The sequence below is a fragment of the Larkinella punicea genome, assembly GCF_003334855.1.
Taxonomy (GTDB): Bacteria; Bacteroidota; Bacteroidia; order Cytophagales; family Spirosomataceae; genus Larkinella; species Larkinella punicea.
The window spans coordinates 15174-35809 of the sequence record NZ_QOWE01000012.1 but is presented as its reverse complement, the minus strand read 5'-3'; the positions used below and the strand labels follow the sequence as shown (position 1 = coordinate 35809).

At 47.3% G+C, this 20636-nt stretch carries 18 protein-coding genes; 8 read left to right on the top strand and 10 right to left on the bottom strand.

The features are described from left to right. Positions 1-433 precede the first annotated feature (433 nt). The 4 genes from DUE52_RS15560 to DUE52_RS33085 form a co-directional block, all read right to left on the bottom strand. Positions 434-1090, bottom strand: coding sequence for a hypothetical protein (locus tag DUE52_RS15560; RefSeq protein ID WP_133299850.1), 657 nt, complete (start codon positions 1088-1090; stop codon positions 434-436). 176 nt (positions 1091-1266) lie between these two features. After that, a complete protein-coding gene (locus DUE52_RS15555; protein ID WP_114406954.1) occupies positions 1267-2973 on the bottom strand; it encodes an AAA family ATPase in 1707 nt (568 codons plus the stop codon). 47 nt (positions 2974-3020) lie between these two features. Then, a complete protein-coding gene (locus tag DUE52_RS15550) occupies positions 3021-4118 on the bottom strand; it encodes a dsDNA nuclease domain-containing protein (protein WP_165840949.1) in 1098 nt (365 codons plus the stop codon). Positions 4119-4267: 149 nt separating this feature from the next. Next, entirely contained in the window at positions 4268-4444 is a 177-nt protein-coding gene (locus DUE52_RS33085; RefSeq protein ID WP_374755904.1) for a hypothetical protein, read from the bottom strand. 566 nt (positions 4445-5010) lie between these two features. Here DUE52_RS33085 and DUE52_RS15545 point away from each other — a divergent pair. The 3 genes from DUE52_RS15545 to guaA all read left to right on the top strand — a co-directional run bounded on the left by DUE52_RS15545 (position 5011) and on the right by guaA (position 10568). Beyond that, on the top strand, positions 5011-6237 hold the full coding sequence (locus DUE52_RS15545; protein ID WP_114406952.1) for an exo-beta-N-acetylmuramidase NamZ family protein: 1227 nt from the start codon (positions 5011-5013) through the stop codon (positions 6235-6237). A gap of 130 nt (positions 6238-6367) precedes the next feature. Further along, positions 6368-8908: a sialate O-acetylesterase gene (locus DUE52_RS15540; protein ID WP_114406951.1), complete on the top strand. Its 2541-nt coding sequence runs from the start codon at positions 6368-6370 to the stop codon at positions 8906-8908. A 127-nt stretch (positions 8909-9035) separates the two neighbouring features. Beyond that, entirely contained in the window at positions 9036-10568 is a 1533-nt protein-coding gene (guaA, locus tag DUE52_RS15535) for a glutamine-hydrolyzing GMP synthase (RefSeq protein WP_114406950.1), read from the top strand. Positions 10569-10666: 98 nt separating this feature from the next. Here guaA and DUE52_RS15530 read toward each other — a convergent pair whose 3' ends face one another. Continuing rightward, positions 10667-10855 carry a hypothetical protein gene (locus DUE52_RS15530; protein WP_114406949.1) on the bottom strand — a complete coding sequence of 63 codons (189 nt, stop codon included), beginning with the start codon at positions 10853-10855 and terminating at the stop codon, positions 10667-10669. Between the two features lie 114 nt (positions 10856-10969). Between DUE52_RS15530 and DUE52_RS15525 the strand changes: the two genes are divergently transcribed. Then, positions 10970-11770, top strand: coding sequence for an alpha/beta fold hydrolase (locus tag DUE52_RS15525; RefSeq protein WP_229312177.1), 801 nt, complete (start codon positions 10970-10972; stop codon positions 11768-11770). A gap of 72 nt (positions 11771-11842) precedes the next feature. After that, positions 11843-14263, top strand: coding sequence for a penicillin acylase family protein (locus DUE52_RS15520; protein WP_114406947.1), 2421 nt, complete (start codon positions 11843-11845; stop codon positions 14261-14263). Between the two features lies 1 nt (position 14264). On the opposite strand, the gene DUE52_RS15515 is transcribed toward DUE52_RS15520, so the two are convergent. The 4 genes from DUE52_RS15515 to DUE52_RS15500 form a co-directional block, all read right to left on the bottom strand. Then, positions 14265-14942, bottom strand: a complete 678-nt coding sequence (locus DUE52_RS15515; RefSeq protein WP_114406946.1) for a hypothetical protein — start codon at positions 14940-14942, stop codon at positions 14265-14267. 7 nt (positions 14943-14949) lie between these two features. Beyond that, positions 14950-15336 (bottom strand): GntR family transcriptional regulator, encoded by a 387-nt coding sequence (locus tag DUE52_RS15510; protein ID WP_114406945.1) that lies wholly within the window; start codon positions 15334-15336, stop codon positions 14950-14952. A gap of 1 nt (position 15337) precedes the next feature. Further along, entirely contained in the window at positions 15338-16132 is a 795-nt protein-coding gene (locus DUE52_RS15505; protein ID WP_114406944.1) for a hypothetical protein, read from the bottom strand. Between the two features lie 110 nt (positions 16133-16242). Then, on the bottom strand, positions 16243-17076 hold the full coding sequence (locus DUE52_RS15500; RefSeq protein ID WP_114406943.1) for an ABC transporter ATP-binding protein: 834 nt from the start codon (positions 17074-17076) through the stop codon (positions 16243-16245). Positions 17077-17632: 556 nt separating this feature from the next. Here DUE52_RS15500 and DUE52_RS15495 point away from each other — a divergent pair. From DUE52_RS15495 to DUE52_RS15485, 3 genes are read left to right on the top strand one after another with little or no spacing between them, the layout of a single operon-like run. Continuing rightward, a complete protein-coding gene (locus DUE52_RS15495) occupies positions 17633-17998 on the top strand; it encodes a T9SS type A sorting domain-containing protein (protein WP_114406942.1) in 366 nt (121 codons plus the stop codon). Positions 17999-18010: 12 nt separating this feature from the next. Further along, positions 18011-19138 (top strand): sensor histidine kinase, encoded by a 1128-nt coding sequence (locus tag DUE52_RS15490; RefSeq protein WP_114406941.1) that lies wholly within the window; start codon positions 18011-18013, stop codon positions 19136-19138. Further along, entirely contained in the window at positions 19135-19914 is a 780-nt protein-coding gene (locus DUE52_RS15485) for a LytR/AlgR family response regulator transcription factor (protein WP_114406940.1), read from the top strand. Before DUE52_RS15490 ends, DUE52_RS15485 begins: the two co-directional genes overlap by 4 nt. Here DUE52_RS15485 and DUE52_RS15480 read toward each other — a convergent pair. Beyond that, positions 19892-20617, bottom strand: a complete 726-nt coding sequence (locus DUE52_RS15480) for a hypothetical protein (RefSeq protein ID WP_114406939.1) — start codon at positions 20615-20617, stop codon at positions 19892-19894. The two genes, DUE52_RS15485 and DUE52_RS15480, sit on opposite strands and share 23 nt — an antisense overlap. Positions 20618-20636: the final 19 nt, after the last annotated feature.

Below are 20636 nucleotides of genomic sequence, written 5' to 3'. Positions count from 1 at the left end.
TTTCCGTAAATGGGCAGGGATGGAAGCCCAGGCTTCATCCTTATTTATCCATAAAGAAACCGATTTTCCATCCTACGGTAAGGCTTGAAGATACGAAAGGGGCTATCGAAGGGAAAGGGTACTAAGGACTTCGATGAGTTCCAGTTTATAAGTAGTATCCCTTAAATACGCTTTTTTAAGAGAAACTTAGTGGATCTTTGAGAAAGGACCATACTTTCAAACTTGCCATCGAGTATGAGGTGATCGGTTGGTTGATTGGGTTTGGGATTTTGGCTTTACGGGTTACCCTAACTTCCCAACTGGAGGTTCAGGAGAAAGGAGTGGGGTGATATGGGAAGATACAATAGAAGTGAAGCAGTTAGAACCTTGAATAGGAATGCGAAACTAGGTAGGTACTGAAAAAATAACTACATATACAAATTTATACTAAAAGTTAGTTGGGATCAGAAGAATCACATGATCTCAATATTTTGTTTACTTGAGTTCTAATTTCTCGAATTTCTTTTTCAACATCGATCGCTACTTCTGACTTCTCAAATTTAATCTTTTCTTTAACAGTTCCCGTTGAAAATACTACCGACAATATTTCAGGGAATGTGATCCCTATAGATAAGTAGATAATAGAAAGAAGTTCTGAAATTAATGTTAATTCATTAATAGTTGTTGGTACTTTATAACTATGTTCTTTCCCGATCAAGAATAAAGACTCACCATTTTTAATTCTTAAATTATGGGCAAGGACTTGGTTTCGGTAATCTCTAAGTCCTGACCAAGAGTTGATTCTTTTGATAACAGGTTTTAGTGACTTTCTGACCTTGTCAATCCTTTTACTGTATTGAGGGTACTTTGTATGTACGAATTCACTGCTATATTCATCTAAGAAAGCACAAAGCATAATTATAATATGTGCACTTCCGGTTCCAATAATTATTCTCCCGAATGGGAGATAGTTGTAGTTTTCATTGAGTTTAATATTATTGATATACAACTCATTTTCTTCAGTTGCTTTACAAGCAGCAACCAATAGTTTAATTCGAGATAATAGGTAAAATAACGTTTTAATTGTCTCAAATAGTCCATTAGATTCCACCAAAATAATAAAGTTTTAGTATGAATTGATTCTTGTAAAATTAATATTTTTTGTTGTAACAGTATATAATACACTAATAGACATGTTTCCTGAATTGAAATTCCTGTTCGATTTGCTACATGCCTTTCTAAATTATGATGATAGCATCGATTGTTTTTTATACATAAACAATTTTTTTACATAAATTTTAACCATGTTTTTTCAAAATAAGGTCTCATTTCAAGATTCACAAAGTCATATTCATCTTTTTGTAGTAAACTATATTTTTCATTCAATTCTATGATTTTTCCGTTAAATTCCATATTGTACAACTCTGCTACACCTAAAATCATTTGGGAGTTTTCAGGTTGGTTATCACTAATGAAATTCATTATTTTATCAATATGCTCAATGTCTTGATCTTGTTGATTAGGAGAATCTATTACTATTGGACAAAAAGTAGTAGTAGAGTATTTTGCCATCAAATAAAAAAAAGCAAAGTAATATGCTATCAATGCCCGGGGTCTTGAACTACCAGTTTCTGTGTTTTCTATTATATTTGTCAAAGATGAATACGACTCTTCTTTGATAGAATGGACATCAAGGTACCTTAAAAATTTTTTAAGGGTTAATTGGTAGTACTCAACTATTTCTTTTTTTCTATCTTTATCTTCTAATCCTTTTAATTGATCAGATAACTCCTTTTTCTTAATTGAATTTTCAACCAAGTCTTTGTTTAATACGTCAATTCTTTTAGAGAAAACAGAGCGCAGTTCATTTTTTCCGTAATTGTCGATTACATCTTTAAATTTAAGCTCACCTTTCCTTTGTTCTAAAATATTTTCAATAATTTTTGATTCTTCTAAAGTTTTCAATAAAATAGAGTTTTCTTTATCTATCTTATCATTTACTTCTTTTAAATCTCTCAGTAATTCGATTAGTAAATCTTTACATCTTTCTGAGTCATTTGCAATATCAAAACGCTCTGCAAAAGAATTTTCATAATGTGCACCACAGGTTGGACAATCAACATAAGATGAAAGTTCTTTTGAAATGAATTCTAAATCTGAGTTCGACTCGACTAAAGAAAGCTTTACAATTTCGATTTGAGATTCTATAGTAGCTTTAATTGAGTATAAATCTCTTAAAGTATACTTTAATTTTTCTTCTGATTTTTTAAGGAGTTCGCATTGAACTAATAACTCTTTTACTTCATTCTTAAAAATATTAATATCAATATTGAAATCCACTTGTGCAAAATCTTTTTGCATTTGTGAAAGTATATTATTCGTGATTTTTCGTTCTTTTTCTAGTTCATCTATTCTTCTTAGAAATACTTCGAGTTCTTTTTTGGTTTGATAATATTCGTTTGGCCTTGTTCCTGAATGATACAGAATTAGGCTGGGTCGAGGATCTTTAAGATACTGTAGCTGATTAAATGATGACCAACTTTTATTCCAGCTATTATCTTGATCGATATAAAATGGAAGGAATAAAAACGATGGAGGGGGGATTACAAAATCATTATTTCTACTTTGAAATAGTGGCTTAAAATTAAATACATTTGAAAAATAAGGCGCTAATTCTCTTGTTACCGAGTTGAAAGTTTTTATTAAGTTTTGATTTTCACTATCAAACAGAGTATAGGTTTTTCCATCTCTAAAAATCTCGTATTTTTTTCCACTGACTTCAAACTTTAGTAATACTGTTACATTTGCTTCCTTAAAATTTGGATGAAGAACTGGTTCAGCTCCAAAGGCCCAGTAAATACTTTTAATCAATGAAGATTTTCCTGTATTATTCTTGCCTAGTATTATCGTCCTTCTTCTGTCGAATAATACCTTTTTTGCTTTTTTCTCCTTTTGAGAAAGTAATAGAATTTCCGATATGAAGAAGCTTTTCATTATTTCGATTGTTCCTGAGATTTCTTATTAACCTTCTAAAGTCTCCATTACTCATTATTTAAGTATTTTAAGATGAGTACTTTTATGAAATCATGATCAAAATGTTTATAAGGAAGATCTTCATTGCAGATACTTTGAATATAAATTGCGGTTTCATAAATATTTAATTCATTAAGTTCAGGGTTTGTTGAGCTAGATGTCATACTTGTTATATTCTTAATATATTCAAACGTTTTACTAAGTGGAATATCATTTGGTGAATGTACTGAAATTATACTTATTTCTCTAAATTTATCTTTTATTTTTCTTGTAGTTATATAGCCGATATTACAATGTAAAAGTTTGTCCTCAAGTTGCCTCCATTCTTCATCTATGCTTTTATAAGGGCATGCCGCTATTAAAAGCCTAGTGAAAACCTGTTTCGAAATCCCTTTTTTTTCTATGGCATCATTTAAATTTTTTATACTATAGTCACTTAAAACAGTATCAGTCTTTACCCTTATTTCATTTAATATTTTGTTATATGTTAAGTTGATATTAGGGAAGTTTCCAGGATTTAATTCCTCTAGTAGCTCACATAATGCACCTTTACAATGAGTCTTACTATCATTTAAACTTAATTTTGAAACTTTAAAATTAGTACTATTTTCAAATTCTGGATTATATTCGAGATTTAATTCGTTTTTTATGTTATTATTTATTTTATCTATATCTACTTTGTTTAAGTCAGTGCCGTTTATTTCAAATTTAGATTCTGAATATTCTCCCGAATTTAATTTAAAATTGTATCTTGCGTTGCTGATAAAATTTATAGAGCTTTTAAAGTCTTTAAATGTAACTTTGTTAGAATATAATTTGCTTAAAAATGATTGTGTTTTTTCTGACTTTATAAGTAACGGAACTGTCCAGTAACCTTTGCTTTTTGTTTTTATTTGATAAAAATATATTTCACTAGGTTTAGATTCAGAGTTAATTATAACAAGGTCATCATGGAAATCAAATAAACATACGAAATCATCCATTTTATTATAAAGTTCTACCATAGTAAATAGGGATACATCTTTTTGGTAATAGTATCTCTCATCCACTCTAGATCCATCAATCTCTCTTGGCTTTGTGGTAATTAATGCTTGATCTAAGGTCATCTGAATAATTCGATTTGCCATTTAATACCAATAGAATATCGTTGATACACGCTTCTTAAATATAAATTGATATATTATCCTTATTGGACTTATTTTGTTCGATATTTGGTGGATTCAGCAAGCGACTAATATGTGAATTTCGTTTTTTACTAATTAGCCGTTTGATTCCAATATCCCTTCACCAAGAACAGGTGTAAAATATCTTCTTTATTAACTTCCCAATCCGGGTAGGTTTTGTTCTGGGACACCAGCACTACTTTTTTAGGATCAGCATGGGGGAAAATGTACTTCAGCACCCGGTACCCATCCAGAACGACCAGATAAATCTGCCCAAACCCGATTTGAATTTTATCTTTATGTAGTCAATAAGGGTTATTATTGACCAAATCTTATCCGAAATAACTCTTGAACAGCTAAGTAAATTAGAGATTTTTTGCTGTCTAATCCCCGTTAGCTTTGCGAGACGTCTGTTACTTGTTCTTCAGTTCTATACGACTGCTCAGCTATCCACATAAATTATAAATTCTAATAGCAAAAGCCATTTATTTGAACGAATTCTCTATGTACCGGATAAATGAACAAAAAACCATAGTAGTTAGCAAGGAATAATTAAAATTAATTCGTGAACCGCTCATGCAGGAGAAGATCAATACGTGTTGCTCAAACGGCTACACGAATTAACGAAAATTCGTAACAGTCCACTAATGGGTTTGCCTTTAGGCAGAGAAGGAGAGGAATGGCAGGCGTGTTTGCATAGGTCATAAGAGAAACCAAAGAAGAATTTCAGTGATTGACAGGATAGAATCATCGAAAAACGGCGAACCTGGAGACGGTTTTCTATAAAATGCCACATAAATGTAAGAGATTTGCAGTATAAATGATCAGACGAACCATGACTTCATCCGTTAAATTACTCTTCATCGCCTGCTTTGCCGGTTTTTTGGGAACGTCGGTGGGCTGCACGGCCCAATCCGGCAAGAAGTCCGCCACCGTTGCAACGGCAGAACCCATCCGCACCGGAGCCGAACAAATGAACCTCTACCTGCCGTCGTTGCTCGGCAAACGGGTGGGGCTGATCGTCAACCATACCTCCGTCATTGGCAAAACACACCTCGTCGACAGCCTGTTGGCAAAAGGCGTTACCATTAAAACCATTTTTGCACCCGAACACGGTTTTCGCGGACAGGCGACCGACGGCGAACACGTCGCCAACGGCCGCGATCCGCGCAGTGGCGTACCGATCATCTCCTTATACGGTTCCAACCGCAAACCGACGCCCGCCCAACTCGACTCGCTGGATGTGGTTCTCTTCGATATTCAGGACGTCGGAACCCGATTTTACACCTACATCAGCACCATGCACTTCGCCATGGAAGCCTGTGCCGAAAACAAAAAATCGTTCATCGTTTTGGACCGCCCGAACCCGAATGGTAGCTATGTCGACGGCCCGGTTCTTGATCCCCGGTTTCAGTCGTTTGTGGGTATGCACCCCGTTCCCATCCTCCACGGTCTGACGGTGGGCGAACTGGCCCGGATGATCAACGGCGAAAAGTGGCTGAAACGGCCGGATACGGCCTCGGTCGATCTGCTGTGTCCGCTGACGGTGGTTCCCGTAAAAAACTACACGCACCAGCTTCCATACACGCTGCCGGTGGCCCCTTCGCCGAACTTGCCGAACCAGCAGGCCATTCTGTTGTATCCGACGCTCTGCCTGTTCGAAGGAACGGTGGTCAGCGTGGGGCGCGGAACCGACAAACAGTTTCAGGTGATTGGTGGCCCTAAAAATCCGAAGTTCGGGACCTACCAGTTTACACCGGTCGACAAACCGGGGGCCATGAATCCGCCCCAGGAAGGCCAGCTTTGCTACGGGATGGATTTGTCGGGGATCGATGCGACCCGGCAGGGGCTAACGCTCAAATACGTGATTGACTTCTACAAAAAAGCTGTCGATAAGGACAAGTTTTTCCTGGCAACAAATTACATCCACAAGCTGTATGGCAACGACCAGTTGCCCCTGCAACTTAAAATGGGATTGTCGGAAGATGCCATCCGGAAAACCTGGGAACCGGGTTTGAGTCAGTACAAGGAAATGCGTAAAAAGTACTTACTCTATCCGTAGGGATTTGTCAGACTTTGAAGGCTTATATATGATGTTGCCGAATAATAAATTAAGTGACATTATAGGTGTAATTAGTTGAATGACACATAGATAATCTGAATCTTACACGCGTAACTTGTAACGTGTGTATATGAAAAAATACTCTATTGTCTATTCTTGGTTATTACTCGTTTTTTTTCCTTATTTTTCAATTGCTCAGGTCGGTATCGTATGGCAGAAGTGGCCCGCAGCCTTGCAACTGTATCCCCGTGACAATCAGAACAAAGCGGAGGTTCCTATTGCCGGACGACTGCAATCGGTCAGCTACTCCCACGCATCGGTCTGGGTTTATAAAAACAACGCCAAATGGAAATACCTGCGGACGGCGGTTTCCAAAAACGGCGGTGAATCCCGGTTCCAGCTTACGCCGACGATTGAAGCGGGCCTGAATCAGTATAAATTCATGGTCTATGCGGTTGCGGGATCTGATTCCGTGTTGGTCGACACCCGCGACAACATTGTGTGTGGCGATGTGATTCTGTGCATGGGTCAGTCGAATCTCACCGGTTATTATCCCAACAACTACAGTTACCGCAACAATTTCGTCCGGGCGTTTGGAAATAGTGCGGGGGCGGTACCCGACACCGTCTGGCGGTTATCCAACATTCAGGAAGGCCAGGTGGGGCTGATTGCGACCGAAATCCAGCGGCTTATTCTGGAAAAACACGGCATGCCAACCTGCCTGATCAACGGGTCGGTGGGTGGCACCTCGATCAAAAGCCACATCGGCCGCAACGCGGCCAATCCGGCGGACCCGAAAACCTTATATGGACGATTGCTCTACTGGGCCCAAAAGGCGGGCGTTGCCAACAAGGTGAAAGCGTTCATCTGGCGGCAGGGCGAAAACGAAGCGGGGGGCGGTTCGGCCATTGGCTACGAGCAGGACATTCAGACTTTGTTTGGCTACTGGCAAACAGATTATCCGAACGTCGGGAAATTCTATGTCGTTCAGAATAACCTGCTGCCCGATTCCAACAAAGGAGCTTCCCAATTGCGGGATTTCCAGCGAAGAACCCCCCAGCTCTTTCCACGCACGGAAGCCATTGCCACGGTGGGACTAGCGGCCTACGACGGGGTTCACTACGGTCAGGCAGGCCAGTACCAGTTTGCCAGCGAAGTTTTTCGCCTGATTGCCCGTGATGCGTATAATTCCTCCGATCTCAACGGCATAACGTCGCCGTCCATTCGAAAAGCGTATTACAAAACCGCCGAAAAGAAAGAGGTCGTCCTGGAGTTTGAGGCCGGGCAAAACATGGTGTGGAAGCAGGACACGGTCGTAAACGGCGTGACGCAGGACATCCGGGATTTTATTTATTTCGATTACGCCAACGTTCAGCAGGAACGGGTGATTGAAAGTGGAACGGCGGAAGGAAACCGGATCACGTTGAAGCTCACCAAACCGATTTCGGCAACGGGCATCACCTACCTTCCCCATCATTCTAAAACGCCGTTTGGGGGACCTTTCCTGAAAAACAGCCGTGGAATGCGCGCCTTCACCTTCCACAAAGTAACGATCGAGGCTTCTGCGGGAACCACCCCGCCGGTTGAAAATCCGCCCCCGACCGATCCGCCGGTCGTGACGCCACCACCAACCCAGACCGCAGTCGCTACCAATCCGCCGGGAACCAATTACGGCGGGAGCCTGGACGGCGTTAGTTGTGACAACATCTGGGGGTGGGTCTACAACAAAGACTACCCCAATGCGCCGATTACGGTAGAGTTTCTGGCTAACAATGCCATTGTCGGTACGATTACGGCCACTCATTTCCGGCAGGATCTCAAGAATGCGAACAAGGGCAACGGCGAGCACGGTTTCAATTTTCTACCTCCTGCCAGCCTCAGAACCGGACAGAATCAGGCCATCAAGGCTCGGGTGGTAGGCACCAGCTATTTCCTGCCGGGTGGCCCCAAAAACCTGACCTGCGCCAGTACGGGTACTCCCCCGCCCAATCCGCCGGTTGACAATCCGCCCCCGCCCAATCCACCAGTGGTGACGCCACCGCCGACGCAGACGGTTGCGACCACCAATCCGCCGGGGACCAACTACGGCGGGAATCTGGATGGGGTTCGTTGCGACAACATCTGGGGGTGGGTCTTTCACAAGGATTACCCCAATGCGCCGATTACGGTAGAGTTTCTGGCCAATAATGTCGTCGTCGGTACGATTACGGCCACTCATTTCCGGCAGGATCTGAAGAATGCAAAGAAGGGCAACGGCGAACACGGTTTTAATTTTTTACCACCCAACAACCTTTTGAATGGGCAAAACCAATCGATCAAAGTTCGGGTAGTGGGAACGAATTATTTCCTGCCGGGTGGCCCCAAAAACCTGACCTGCACGAACTCCGCGCGTTTGAGTGCCGAAACCGTTGACGAATCACTGGCGGTTTTGGTGTATCCGAATCCATCGGCGGGTCGGCTGCACATCCGGCTGTTTGTTCCGGAAAAACAGGTGGCGACCTTGCGGATGACCGATCTGTCGGGCCGTCTTGTCTGGCAACAGGCGGTGACCGGGACTGGAAATTACCACGAGGAGGTCGTCGACGTGCCGGAATCGGTGGTTCAGGCCGTGGTGGTTTCCGCACAGGTGGGGAGCCGGAAAGCCGTGAAAAAGGTTTTGCTAAACCGGTAAAGAAAGAAGGGGCCGCAACGGTTTTCGGACGGTTGCGGCCGTTGTCTAATACACAAAATGCGGGATTCAAACGTTAAAGTTGTCAGTTTCCTAAAAACACCCTAATTTTGGTTTTTAGAAACGTATCATGACAACCGAACAAATACTGATTCTCGATTTCGGTTCGCAATACACCCAACTCATCGCCCGCCGGGTGCGCGAACTCAACGTTTACTGCGAAATCCATCCCTACAATCACCTTCCAACGATCAGCCCTGATGTTAAGGGTGTTATCCTGTCCGGTAGCCCGTGTTCTGTTCGGGACGCCGATGCGCCCATGGTTCATCTGGCCGCTTTTCGGCACAAATTGCCCATTCTGGGCGTGTGTTATGGTGCCCAGTTGATGGCGCATACGAGCGGGGGAGAGGTCAAACCGTCGACCATCCGGGAATACGGCCGGGCCAAACTGAGCACGCTGAATACCGAAAATCCGCTGTTGAAAGGGCTGGAAATCAACACCCAGGTGTGGATGTCACACGCCGATACGATTACTTCCGTTCCGGACAATTTCGAGCTCATTGCCTCGACCGAAACCGTGCGAGTGGCAGCCTTCCAGATTCAGAATGAACCGACCTACGGCATTCAGTTTCACCCGGAAGTGACGCACTCGACGCAGGGAAAAACCGTCCTGAAAAATTTCGTCGTCGATATCTGCGGTTGCTCGCAGGACTGGACGGCCGAGTCGTTTGTGGAATCGACCATTGCCGATCTCAAAGCAAAAATTGGCAACGACAAAGTGGTCATGGCCCTTTCGGGGGGCGTCGATTCGTCGGTAGCGGCCACGCTCGTGCACCGCGCCATTGGCCAGAATCTTTACTGTATTTTTGTCGACAACGGTTTGTTGCGGAAAGACGAATTTGAGCAGGTTCTGGACTCCTACCGCCATCTGGGTCTGAACATCAAAGGCGTCGATTCCAAAGACCAGTTTTATTCGGCCCTCGCCGGCTTGACCGATCCCGAAGCCAAACGCAAGGCCATTGGCCGGACGTTTATCGAGGTCTTCGACCAGGAATCGCATTTGATCGAAGATGTGGACTGGCTGGGTCAGGGTACGATTTATCCCGATGTCATTGAGTCGGTTTCGGTGAAAGGGCCGTCGGCAACCATCAAATCGCACCACAACGTCGGCGGTTTACCCGCTTTCATGAAGCTGAAAATTGTGGAGCCGCTGAACACGCTGTTCAAGGACGAGGTCCGAACGGTAGGGAAGGCGCTGGGTTTGCCCGACGCCATTCTGAAGCGCCATCCGTTCCCCGGCCCCGGTTTAGCCATTCGGATTCTGGGCGATATTACCCCGGAAAAAGTGCAGATTTTGCAGGAAGTGGATGCGCTCTACATCAACGGATTGAAGAAATACGGTCTCTACGACCAGGTTTGGCAGGCGGGTGCCATTCTGTTGCCAATCCAGTCCGTTGGGGTAATGGGAGACGAGCGAACCTACGAACGCGTCGTTGCCCTTCGTGCCGTGACGAGTGTCGACGGCATGACCGCCGACTGGGCGCACCTGCCCTACGAGTTCCTGGCCGATATTTCCAACGAAATCATCAACCGCGTCAAAGGCGTCAACCGCGTCGTCTACGACATTTCCTCCAAACCCCCGGCCACCATCGAGTGGGAATAAGGGGAGTTAAAAATTAAAAATTAAAAGTTAAAAGGGGGTTGGTGCGTGTTTGAATGCGTCAGCCTATTTTTAACTTTTAATTTTTAACTTTTAATTTTTTAGTCTTCACTCGAAACGCCGTCTTCTTCTTCGTATAAAGTCGTTTGTTCCGGATCGGGGTCGGGGCTGGGGAGGGTTCCGGATGGGCTGATGTCCGGTTCCAGTTCTTCGCCTGCATTCGGGTTGTTGCGCGCCATCGTGGAGGCTATGCCCTGATTTTCGTCTTCGGCCGGATTGTAAGTTTCCATACGGTTTCTGGTTTATGTGCCACGACGGGTGACTTTCCCGCCGGGTTTTCGTATATAACCTGGCGAATTGCGAAAGGTTTTATTCGTATCTTACTGGCCTGAACCCTGTATCTTGTGAAAAACCGTCTCGCAATGCTTCTGCTGGCTTTGCCGTTGATTTCGCTGGCACAATCCTCCCGCGAACCGCTGTTTACGTCCTTTGATGGAGCTAAAATTCATTATGAAGTAGCTGGCGAAGGAAAACCGGTGGTGCTCGTACACGGTTTTATGGGCAGCAGCATGTCCTGGCAGAAAGCCGTGCTGCGGCAATCGTTGCTCGATGCCGGGTATAAAGTCGTTCAACTGGATTTACGCGGCAACGGCCTGTCCGACAAACCGCATACCGTCGAAGCCTACCGCAACGACGCCGAAGCCCGCGACATCATGAGCCTGATGAATTTCCTGAAGCTGAAAAACTACGATGCTGTCGGCTATTCGCGCGGTTCTATCATTACGGCGCGTCTTTTGGTACTGGATAAAAATCTTCGGTCGGCGGTTTTGGGCGGTATGGGTGCGGATTTCACTGATCCGAACTGGGCGCGTCGCATGGCCTTTGCGGAATTGTTCAGCGGAAAAGCCCATTTACATCCCGAGTTTCAGGGTGCCTTGAATGCTGCCAAAACCAGAGGTCTGGACACGCTGGCGCTCGGTTTCCAGCAGCAAACCCAACCTTCAACGAGTCCGGCAGAATTGAGTAAGGTGAAGATTCCGGTTTTAATCATTTCCGGGGATCAGGATGAAGATAATGGCCGGGCGGGTGATCTGGCGAAACTGCTGCCGAATGCTACGTTGAAAACCGTACCGGGCAATCACGGCAATACGTCCGGTTCGGAAGGGTTTGCGCGCGAGGTGCTGGCGTTTTTGAAGAAGAACTGATTCAGGAATTTTATCTAAAAATACCGCATGCGAAGAATAAAGGATCGAATCGGGTCTCATCATCGTAAAGGCATGCGATTAACGGTTTTGCTCCCGGCATTCTGGCTCCTTTTCAGCAGCCCGGTTGCCTGTACCCAATCGACTGAAAAACTCAGGATTCCGGGATTGAAACAACCCGTCGAAATCCTCCGCGACCGCTGGGGCATCGCCCACATTTACGCCCGGAATGAGCACGATCTGTTTTTTGCCCAGGGCTACAATGCCGCCAGTGACCGGCTTTTTCAGCTTGAAATCTGGCGTAGGCAGGCCACCGGAACCGTTGCCGAACTGCTGGGAGCGAAGGAGATCAAACGGGATCAGGGAACGCGGTTGTTCCGGTTTCGGGGCAATCTGGAGCAGGAACTGAAACACTATCACCCCAACGGCCCCCAGATCATAGGGGCTTTTGTCGAGGGAATCAATGCCTACATCCGACAGATTAATCAGACGCCGGAGAAACTTCCGGTCGAGTTCAAACTGCTGAAAACTCAACCCGGTTTCTGGACGCCCGAAGTGGTCATCAGCCGCCACCAGGGCTTACTCGAAAACGTGCGGTCGGAGCTGGATTTCGGGCGACTGGTGCATTTGCTGGGGCCGGAAAAAGTCCGGGAATTATCCTGGTTTCACCCCACCACCAAAGCCGGGGAACCCGATTTGACCCTGCACGTCAACGGCGCGGAGCTGTTTCAGCCCATTCTGGAATTGTACGAAGCGTTTCGGTTGCCGATCCGGTTTACGGACAAGGATACCGGTTTGGGCGCGACGGAAGAAGAAGCGTTGCTAAGACCCGGAATAAACCGGCCGTTAGATGAAAAGCCGCGTGACGGTTCTAACAACTGGGTTGTCAGCGGCCAGCGGTCGGCGAGCGGTTTTCCGATGCTGGCGAACGATCCGCACCGGGCGCAGGCGGTTCCGTCGCTGCGGTATTGGGTTCACCTGCACGCACCTGGTTGGAATGTGGTCGGAGCCGGGGAGCCAACGTTACCGGGTGTTTCGGTCGGACATAATGAATTCGGAACCTGGGGGTTGACGATTTTTGAAACCGATAACGAAGATCTGTACGTTTACGAAGCTAATCCCGACAATCCGAATCAATACAAATACAAAGGAAACTGGGAAACCGTGCGGGTGATTTTCGATACGATTTCCGTCAAAAACCAAAAACCGGCTATCGTTCAGTTGAAGTATACGCGGCATGGGCCGGTGGTGTTTGAGGATGCGAAAAATCACAAACTTTACGCCGTTCGGGCGGCCTGGCTCGAAACGGGCTGTGCGCCCTATCTGGCCAGTTTGCGGATGAACCAGTCGAAAAACTGGAACGAATTTCGGCAGGCCTGCACCTACAGCCGCGTTCCCGGCGAAAACATGGTTTGGGCGGGCCGGCCATCCGCCACTCAAAAAGGAGCCATTGGCTGGCAGGCCACCGGCATTTCGCCGATCCGATCCTCCCGTTCCGGGAAAAGCTGGACCGGACTCGTGCCGGTTCCGGGCGACGGGCGGTTCGAGTGGGGCGGTTTTCTGCCCATTCATCAACTGCCCGGCAAGGTGAACCCGCCCGAAGGATTTGTTGTAACCGCCAATAACAATCTGATACCCAAAAGTTTTCCGCACCGGGACGCGGTCGGGTGGGAGTGGGCGTCAGCGGTGCGGGCAGATCGGATTACGGAGTTGATCCGGGCAAAACCGAAGCATTCGCTGGCCGATTTTAAAACCTTGCAATCAGATTATTTGTCGATGACCGCCCGGAAACTGGTGCCGTTGCTGGAAAGTCTGAAAGCCGATGAAGAACCCGTCGAATGGGCGCGGCAACAGTTGCTCAACTGGGATTATATACTGGAACCCGGCTCTATTCCGGCGGCTGTGTACGTGGCCTGGGAAACGCAATTGCGCTGGGCGGTTTACGAGTTGGCCGTACCGGAAAAAGCCTGGAAATACATGCCAGCCATTGCAACGGAAAAGGTGGTGCAATGGCTCCGGTCTGATCAGCAAGGTCCTTTGAAAAATATTGACCGGAATGATGTGTTACTCGCCTGCCTCGAAAACGCGATTGCCGATCTGACAAAGCGACTGGGGCACGACCGTACCCACTGGTGGTATGGGCAAACCGGGAATAAGCATAGTTATCTGCGGCATCCATTGTCGAATCTGATGACCCCGCAACAGGCGTCAGAATACGATATTGGTCCGGCTCCGCGCGGTGGTTACGCCGAGACTGTTAACAGCACGGGCCATCAGATGAATCAGGAATACGGCGCGTCGTTCCGTATTCTGGTCGATACGCAGGATTGGGACAAAACGCTGGGTATCAACAGCCCTGGTCAGTCGGGCGACCCGGCCAGCCCGCATTACCGGGATTTGTTTCCGATCTGGGCTAAAAACGAGTATTTTCCGGTTTATTTCTCTCCCGAAAAAGTGAAGTCAGTCACCGAGAAGCGGACGGTTCTGGAACCGTAGGCTATTGAAGCTTTTTCAGCAAACCGCCCGGCACGTTCACCGTTGCCAGACTGTCGGTTTGCAACGCTAGTGTTCCAAAAATATCGCGTTCGGCTTTGAAAACCGAACTGTCGCGGGAGGTGATGAGGGCGGTGCCGATGTGGTTGGTCGGTTTGGTGTGCAGTTCGCTACCCTGCTCGTTGGTTACCGTCAGCGAACTGATGCGGCTATTGGTTAGTAAAACCCCCGCATTTTTCTGTAAAACCGTCAACTGATCGACCGTGAGATGGTTTACGTTGCAGCTTACTTTAGACGTAATGAGGGTTTGCAGCGTTGGCGTTAGAAAAACCGCTGCCGGGATCGCATCGAAATACTGATTGGCCTGTGATCGCCAGGGCACATTTTCCGGTTTGTAACTCACCAGCAGCGTATCGCCCTGCGAGCGGAAGGTAAATTGCTTTTTTGCCTTTTCCGGAAGGCGGATTTCGGTCGTTTTTCCGGTTTGGACGCTGATTAATCCGGCGTTATTACCTTCCAGTTTCAACACCCGGAACGGTTTTAATTCCATTGCAGAAAGCCCATAAAATTGATCATTGAAGTCAATTTTATTGTATTCGGTTCGCAGGGCTACATTAGCGCCGATCAGCGTCAGCAGACCGATGGTAAAGAGAGCGATGAGGAGTTTATTGCTTGTTTTCATAGCGGTTTTAAACAACTTTATTCGGATTGAATTCGCTTTCGATGAATGCTTTATACCGTTGTTCAATCTCTTCCAGGCTGATGTTCAGCAGGTATAGGTTGCGGAAGAAATACGGCAGTTCGGTTTCCAGAAATTGTTCTTTTCGGTAGGACTTGATGCGTTCTGCCGCTTCGTCGGCGGCAAAAAAACCAATGCCCCGTTTGTTGAAAAGAATGGCTTTCTGCTGTAGAAAATCGTACGTCCGCATCACCGTATTGGGGTTGACTTCCAGTTCGATTCCCAGATCCCGCACGGAGGGAATTCGCTCGCCGGGCGGCCATTGAGTCAGGAGAATTTTCTCGCAAACGTAGTCGGCGATCTGGAGGTAAATGGCTTTTTTATCCTGAAAATCCATATTAGAGTTCTTTCTCTTTGAAACGGGTGAAGGCAATATACCAGAGCGAAGGAACGGCCAGAAGTAAGATGGTTTTTACGATCAGGTCCGAATTTCCGGATAATTCCAGGTGATACCACCGACGGTTTTGCAGAAAAAATACTTCCCGGAACGGAGTGCCGCCGTACTGTTCATGGCCGGGAAAAAATTGATGGATCAGTATTTCGCTGTTCAGTAGCATAACGGAAAAGAGGATGCAAAAAGCGATTACCGCAGTTTTTACAAAAGGTACTTTTGTAAAATAAATGGAGCCAACCAGAAAAAACGAGGGCGTAATCAGGGTTAAATAACGCATAACGATATCCATGTACGGTCCTGCCAAATTGAGAAGCTGATATTTGGGCGATACTGCCGGAAGACGAGCATTGATAATGGAAAAACAAATGCCTTCTGCCGCGTAAAAAACGCCGATGAAAACCGGAATAAACAAGAGCATCATTACAAAAACGACCAGAAATTTTTCCAGTCGGGAAGCGGGCAACGTTAGATAGGGAATTCCCCGAACCGGTGTGCTGACCGTACGAAATAATTCACTGGCAAACCAGGCCCCTGCACCACAATAAATGACCCCAAAAAGTGTCGTATGATTTCGATAGATCGATTCGCTGAAGACGGTAATCTTCGCAGCGGTCGGCAACAAAAGTACGCTCCAGATGCCGAATAAAACGCCGGCTCCCAGCAGATAAGTCTTGAGGTGTTCGGACAAATGCAGTTTCAGCACCAGGCCGAAGCGGTAAAAATTGAACGTTTGGTTCATGGGTTAGAAAAGAGAGTTGAGACAGGAGACGAAAGACAGCAGGGGAGCGGGGAGGCCCGAAAGGAGCGCAGCCAGCAGGATTTGGAGGATAGGGAGGAAGCGCATAGCGGTTATTGGAAAAGATTTTTGATGCCCGACCGGTTGGTGACAACGGCGTTGAAAAGCCGCTCCAGATCGACTTTGCTGTCTTCCTGCTCCGTGTTTTCCAGCACCACCGAATACCCGCGCAACGACGGTTCGGCGTATAACACCCGGTCGGTTTCGGTTACGCTGCTTAGCGAACTGAACAACAGCCGGTCGCCGATGTCGGCCAGGGAATGATTCAGCAGGATTTCGTTTTCGTCGATGATGATGATGCCGTCGATGAGGTGATCCAGATCCCGGACCTGGTGGGTCGAAATGAGCATCAGCCGGTCGGGGGCAAGCGCCGAAGAGACAATTTTCCGGAACTGGCTTTTCGATGGAATATCGAGGCCGTTCGTCGGTTCGTCCATGATCAGCACCCGGGTGTTGGTAGCCAGCCCAAAACTGATGATGACTTTCTTCTTCTGCCCGTACGACATCGCCGTGAGCTTCTGATCGGGCGGCACGTCGAACTCCGAGAGGTATTTCCGAAATTGGCCTTCATCGAATTTCGGATAAAACGGCCCCATCGTGTCAATGTAGCGACTGAGCGAAACCGACGGCAGGTAAATTTCTTCCGGAATAAAGTACAGTTCCTGGAAAAAAGCCGGTTCCCGTTTGCGGGGCGTAAATCCGGCCACGTCGACGCTGCCCGCCGTGGGGTAGAGCAGACCCCCCATCAGCCGCAGCAGGCTCGATTTGCCCGCGCCGTTTTTACCCAGCAACCCGTAAATGCTGCCCGGCTGCAGCGACAGATTCAAGTCCCGAAACAGCAGTTTTTTTGGCTTATAGCCAAACGTCAGGTTTTTGAGTTCGATCATCGTTATAGTGTACTAAGTATCTAATACACTACAAAACAGCAAAAATGATTTTACAATGTCAAGCGAAAAAAAATAATAGTCAATTATCGCACAGATTCAACCGGCCGAACGGGGCATTCATCTATGAAATCGGGGCATTCGGCGATTAAAAAGCGATCTCTATTTAAAACGGGTCTAACTTGGACGCTTTAAAGCGTCACGCGCTTTAGATAGTTTGTAATAATTGGTTTTATTTTGCACAATCCCCGGTATTCACCGGGGATTTGTCTTTTTTAATCGATTAAGCGAGGTGCGTTTTCCTGCCTTATAATCTAAAAAGCCGTAGTTGGGCTGTTCCTCAAGAAGTCACGAATTTTCACTTTTCCCAGAATTGACGCTGGATTCTTCCCCCGAATAGGCCGATTCATCCGCCGGTTTTCGTCACTCATCCTCTTTTATTTTCCAGGGCAGGCTGCCGGGTGCAACTTTGTTTCAAGCAAGCGAAAGTCCTAATGAATTATCGACGTAAGTCCTGTAAATCAATCCCGTTTAAACGCCGAGGAATCGGAACACAATCATGAAAAAAACAATCCTGTTGATGCTGGGTCTGGTAGCCGGAACCGCATCGTTCGCCCAAACGTCGTCTGTTTCGCCACTGGCTCCATCGCCCGAAAGCATTTTCCTGACAGCTACCGATCAAAAGATCAAGCTGTTCATCGAACCCAAAACCGAAGCGGTCACCATCCTGATGCGCGATCAGAACGGCCATGTGCTGTACCGGAAAACCGTTAATTTGCAGAACGGCCTGCGTCAAAATTTCGACATCTCGGATCTGGCGAGCGGAGCCTACAGCCTGAGCATCGTTACGGGTAAAACGACCGTTGAAAAACCTTTTGTCATTCAGGAAAAAACCATTGAAAAATACATCACCTTTGGTTCCTGAACGTTTTTACGTATGAAGGTACCTGGTTCTGAACACCTTACGATCTGGCAGAAGGCGCAACTCGCCCTGAGCATTTTCGTCATCTACTGGCCGATTCGTCTCTACATGAACATCGATCAGATGAGTTGGTCGTTTCTGGTGAGTTCGCTGCCCTTCTGGGCGCTCGAAATACCGCTGACGATCTTCTTTTTCTTTTGCTGGGTTCTGGTGACCGACTGGCTTCAACAGCGGGTGTTGCACTGGTTTGGGTCCCGGGCGCTGGTGGAAATGAAACTTCCCGTTCAGGTCGGCATTCTGCTCGTTGCCAGTGCGTTGGCGGTAGTTTTTAACGGCGGTTTTAACCAGATTCGGGCGGGGATGGCCGATTCGCTCAACCTCCGGTTTCCACCCGTGGGCCACCGCCCGCCCATTGATCAGGGCTACCGGAGCGGTTGGGCCGGAAACCGGGGCCAGCGGCAAAAGATGAACAATGGCATTACCGTCATGGCGATGTTGTCGGCATTCTACCTGGCGGCCAACCGTCGATCCGGTGCCCGGATGCTCGAACTGGAAATTCAGACCGAACGGCTGGAGAAAGAATCGGCGCAGGCCCAGTTTATGGCCCTCAAAAATCAGGTAAATCCTCATTTTCTCTTTAACAGCCTCAGTATTTTGTCGTCGCTTGTCGAGGTCGACGCGAAGCTTTCGGTGCAGTTTATCAACCGGCTCTCCAAAGCGTACCGGTACATTCTGGAGCAGCGCGACAACGAGCGGACCCGTTTACAGACTGAATTGGATTTCATTGATGCTTACACGTTTCTGCTCAAAATCCGCTTTGATGAAAAGCTTCAGGTGGTGATAACCGTTTCGGAAACCGACGCAAACCGGTATGCCATCGCGCCCCTGACCCTGCAATTGCTGATCGAGAACGCGGTGAAACACAACCAGATGTCGGCGCAAAAACCGCTGCTGGTGTCGATTTATACGGAAGGCGATTATTTGATCGTCGCCAATCCGTTGCAACTCCGTCCGCAGAACGATGCCTCGACGGGCGTGGGCCTTCAGAATATCATGAACCGGTATGCCTTGCTGACCGACCGGCCGGTTTGGGTAGGTGAGCAGGATGATCAGTTTGTCGTTAAAATTCCCCTGTTACCATGAACGTGCTGATTATTGAAGACGAAAAGCTGACCGCTCAGCGGCTGGAGAATCTGCTGCACACCTACGACCCGACGATTCGGGTGCTGGCCCAAATTCCGTCGGTTGCCGAAACTGTTCGCTGGTTCGAAACCCATCCGATGGCGGATTTGGACCTGGTTTTTATGGACATTCACCTGGAAGATGATCTGGGATTTCGCATCATCGAGCAGGTGAAACTCACCACGCCGATTGTCTTTACGACGGCCTACGATGAATACACACTCCAGGCCTTTAAGGCCAACAGCATCGATTACCTGCTTAAACCCATCGATTACGATGAACTGGTGGCCGCCATCGAAAAATACAAATCGTTCCGGTGGGCGTTTTCCGAACCGACTCCGCCCTTGCCCGACTTTTCGGCGGTGCTGAACCTGCTGGGACAGGCCCGTCCGACGGCCTATAAAGAGCGGTTTATGATCACGGTCGGCACGAAAATCCGGAGCATCGAAACCGCCACCATTGCCTACTACTTTTTTGAAGCCAAAGCCACTTTTCTGACCACCCGCGACGGCCAGAATTTCTCCATCGAATACAGCCTTGACAAGCTGGTGAACCTGCTGGACCCCCGGCAGTTTTTTCGCGTAAACCGTTCCTTTCTGGTCAGTTTACCCGCCATTCGCACCATTCACGCTTTTTCCGGTGGCAAACTAAAACTGGAACTGGAGCCGAAAGCGCGGCAGGAGGTGTTTGTCAGTGGCGACCGGATCACGGATTTTAAAGTGTGGCTGGGGCGCTGAAAAACGGTTTGCTCTCCCATTTCCGGTAGCGGATGAAGCCCCAGATGTCTTTGAAAAATTCCGGATACAGGGTGGTGCCGACGCTGTAGTAGGTGCCGTTGTAATGCTGGCTGACATTGGTTTGAAAAACCGAGTAGCGATAGCCAAGCTGGGCGCTCAGACCAATCCAGCGCGAAGCCTTCCATTGTCCGTAAACGCCGATTTGAACCGGCATAAAAAAGTCCCGGCGGGAGTTGCCCCGCAGCGTATCCGTCTGGGTATCCTGCCGAATAACCGACGCTTTTCCCGCGCCAATCTCGACCGGAATACTGAACAGCCACCGGCGGTTGTTGATGGGATTACCCCAGAACATCAGACTGCCATAGGCCATATCGGTTTTGGTGTAATACTCAATATTCAGCCGTCTGGCGGCATTGCGGTGCCAGTTGATCAGCCGAAGATAGGAATTGTAAGACAACCAGTAATAGCCAACCGTCACCTGGTGTCGTTTCTCACCAAACACGATTCCCGTATTGACGCCCCAGACGTTGACCGGCTGCCGGTTGACAAACGAATTCCGAAAATCAAGGTTGAGCGTCCACCGAACCGGATGCCGCGTTGGTTTGATCACAGAATCCACAGGAGCCTGGACGGCAATGCTTTGGGCGCAACCGATCGTTCCTTTCCACCAAAAGAGCCCGCACAGAATCAAAAATGCTTTCATGTCGTCAAGACAAAACCCG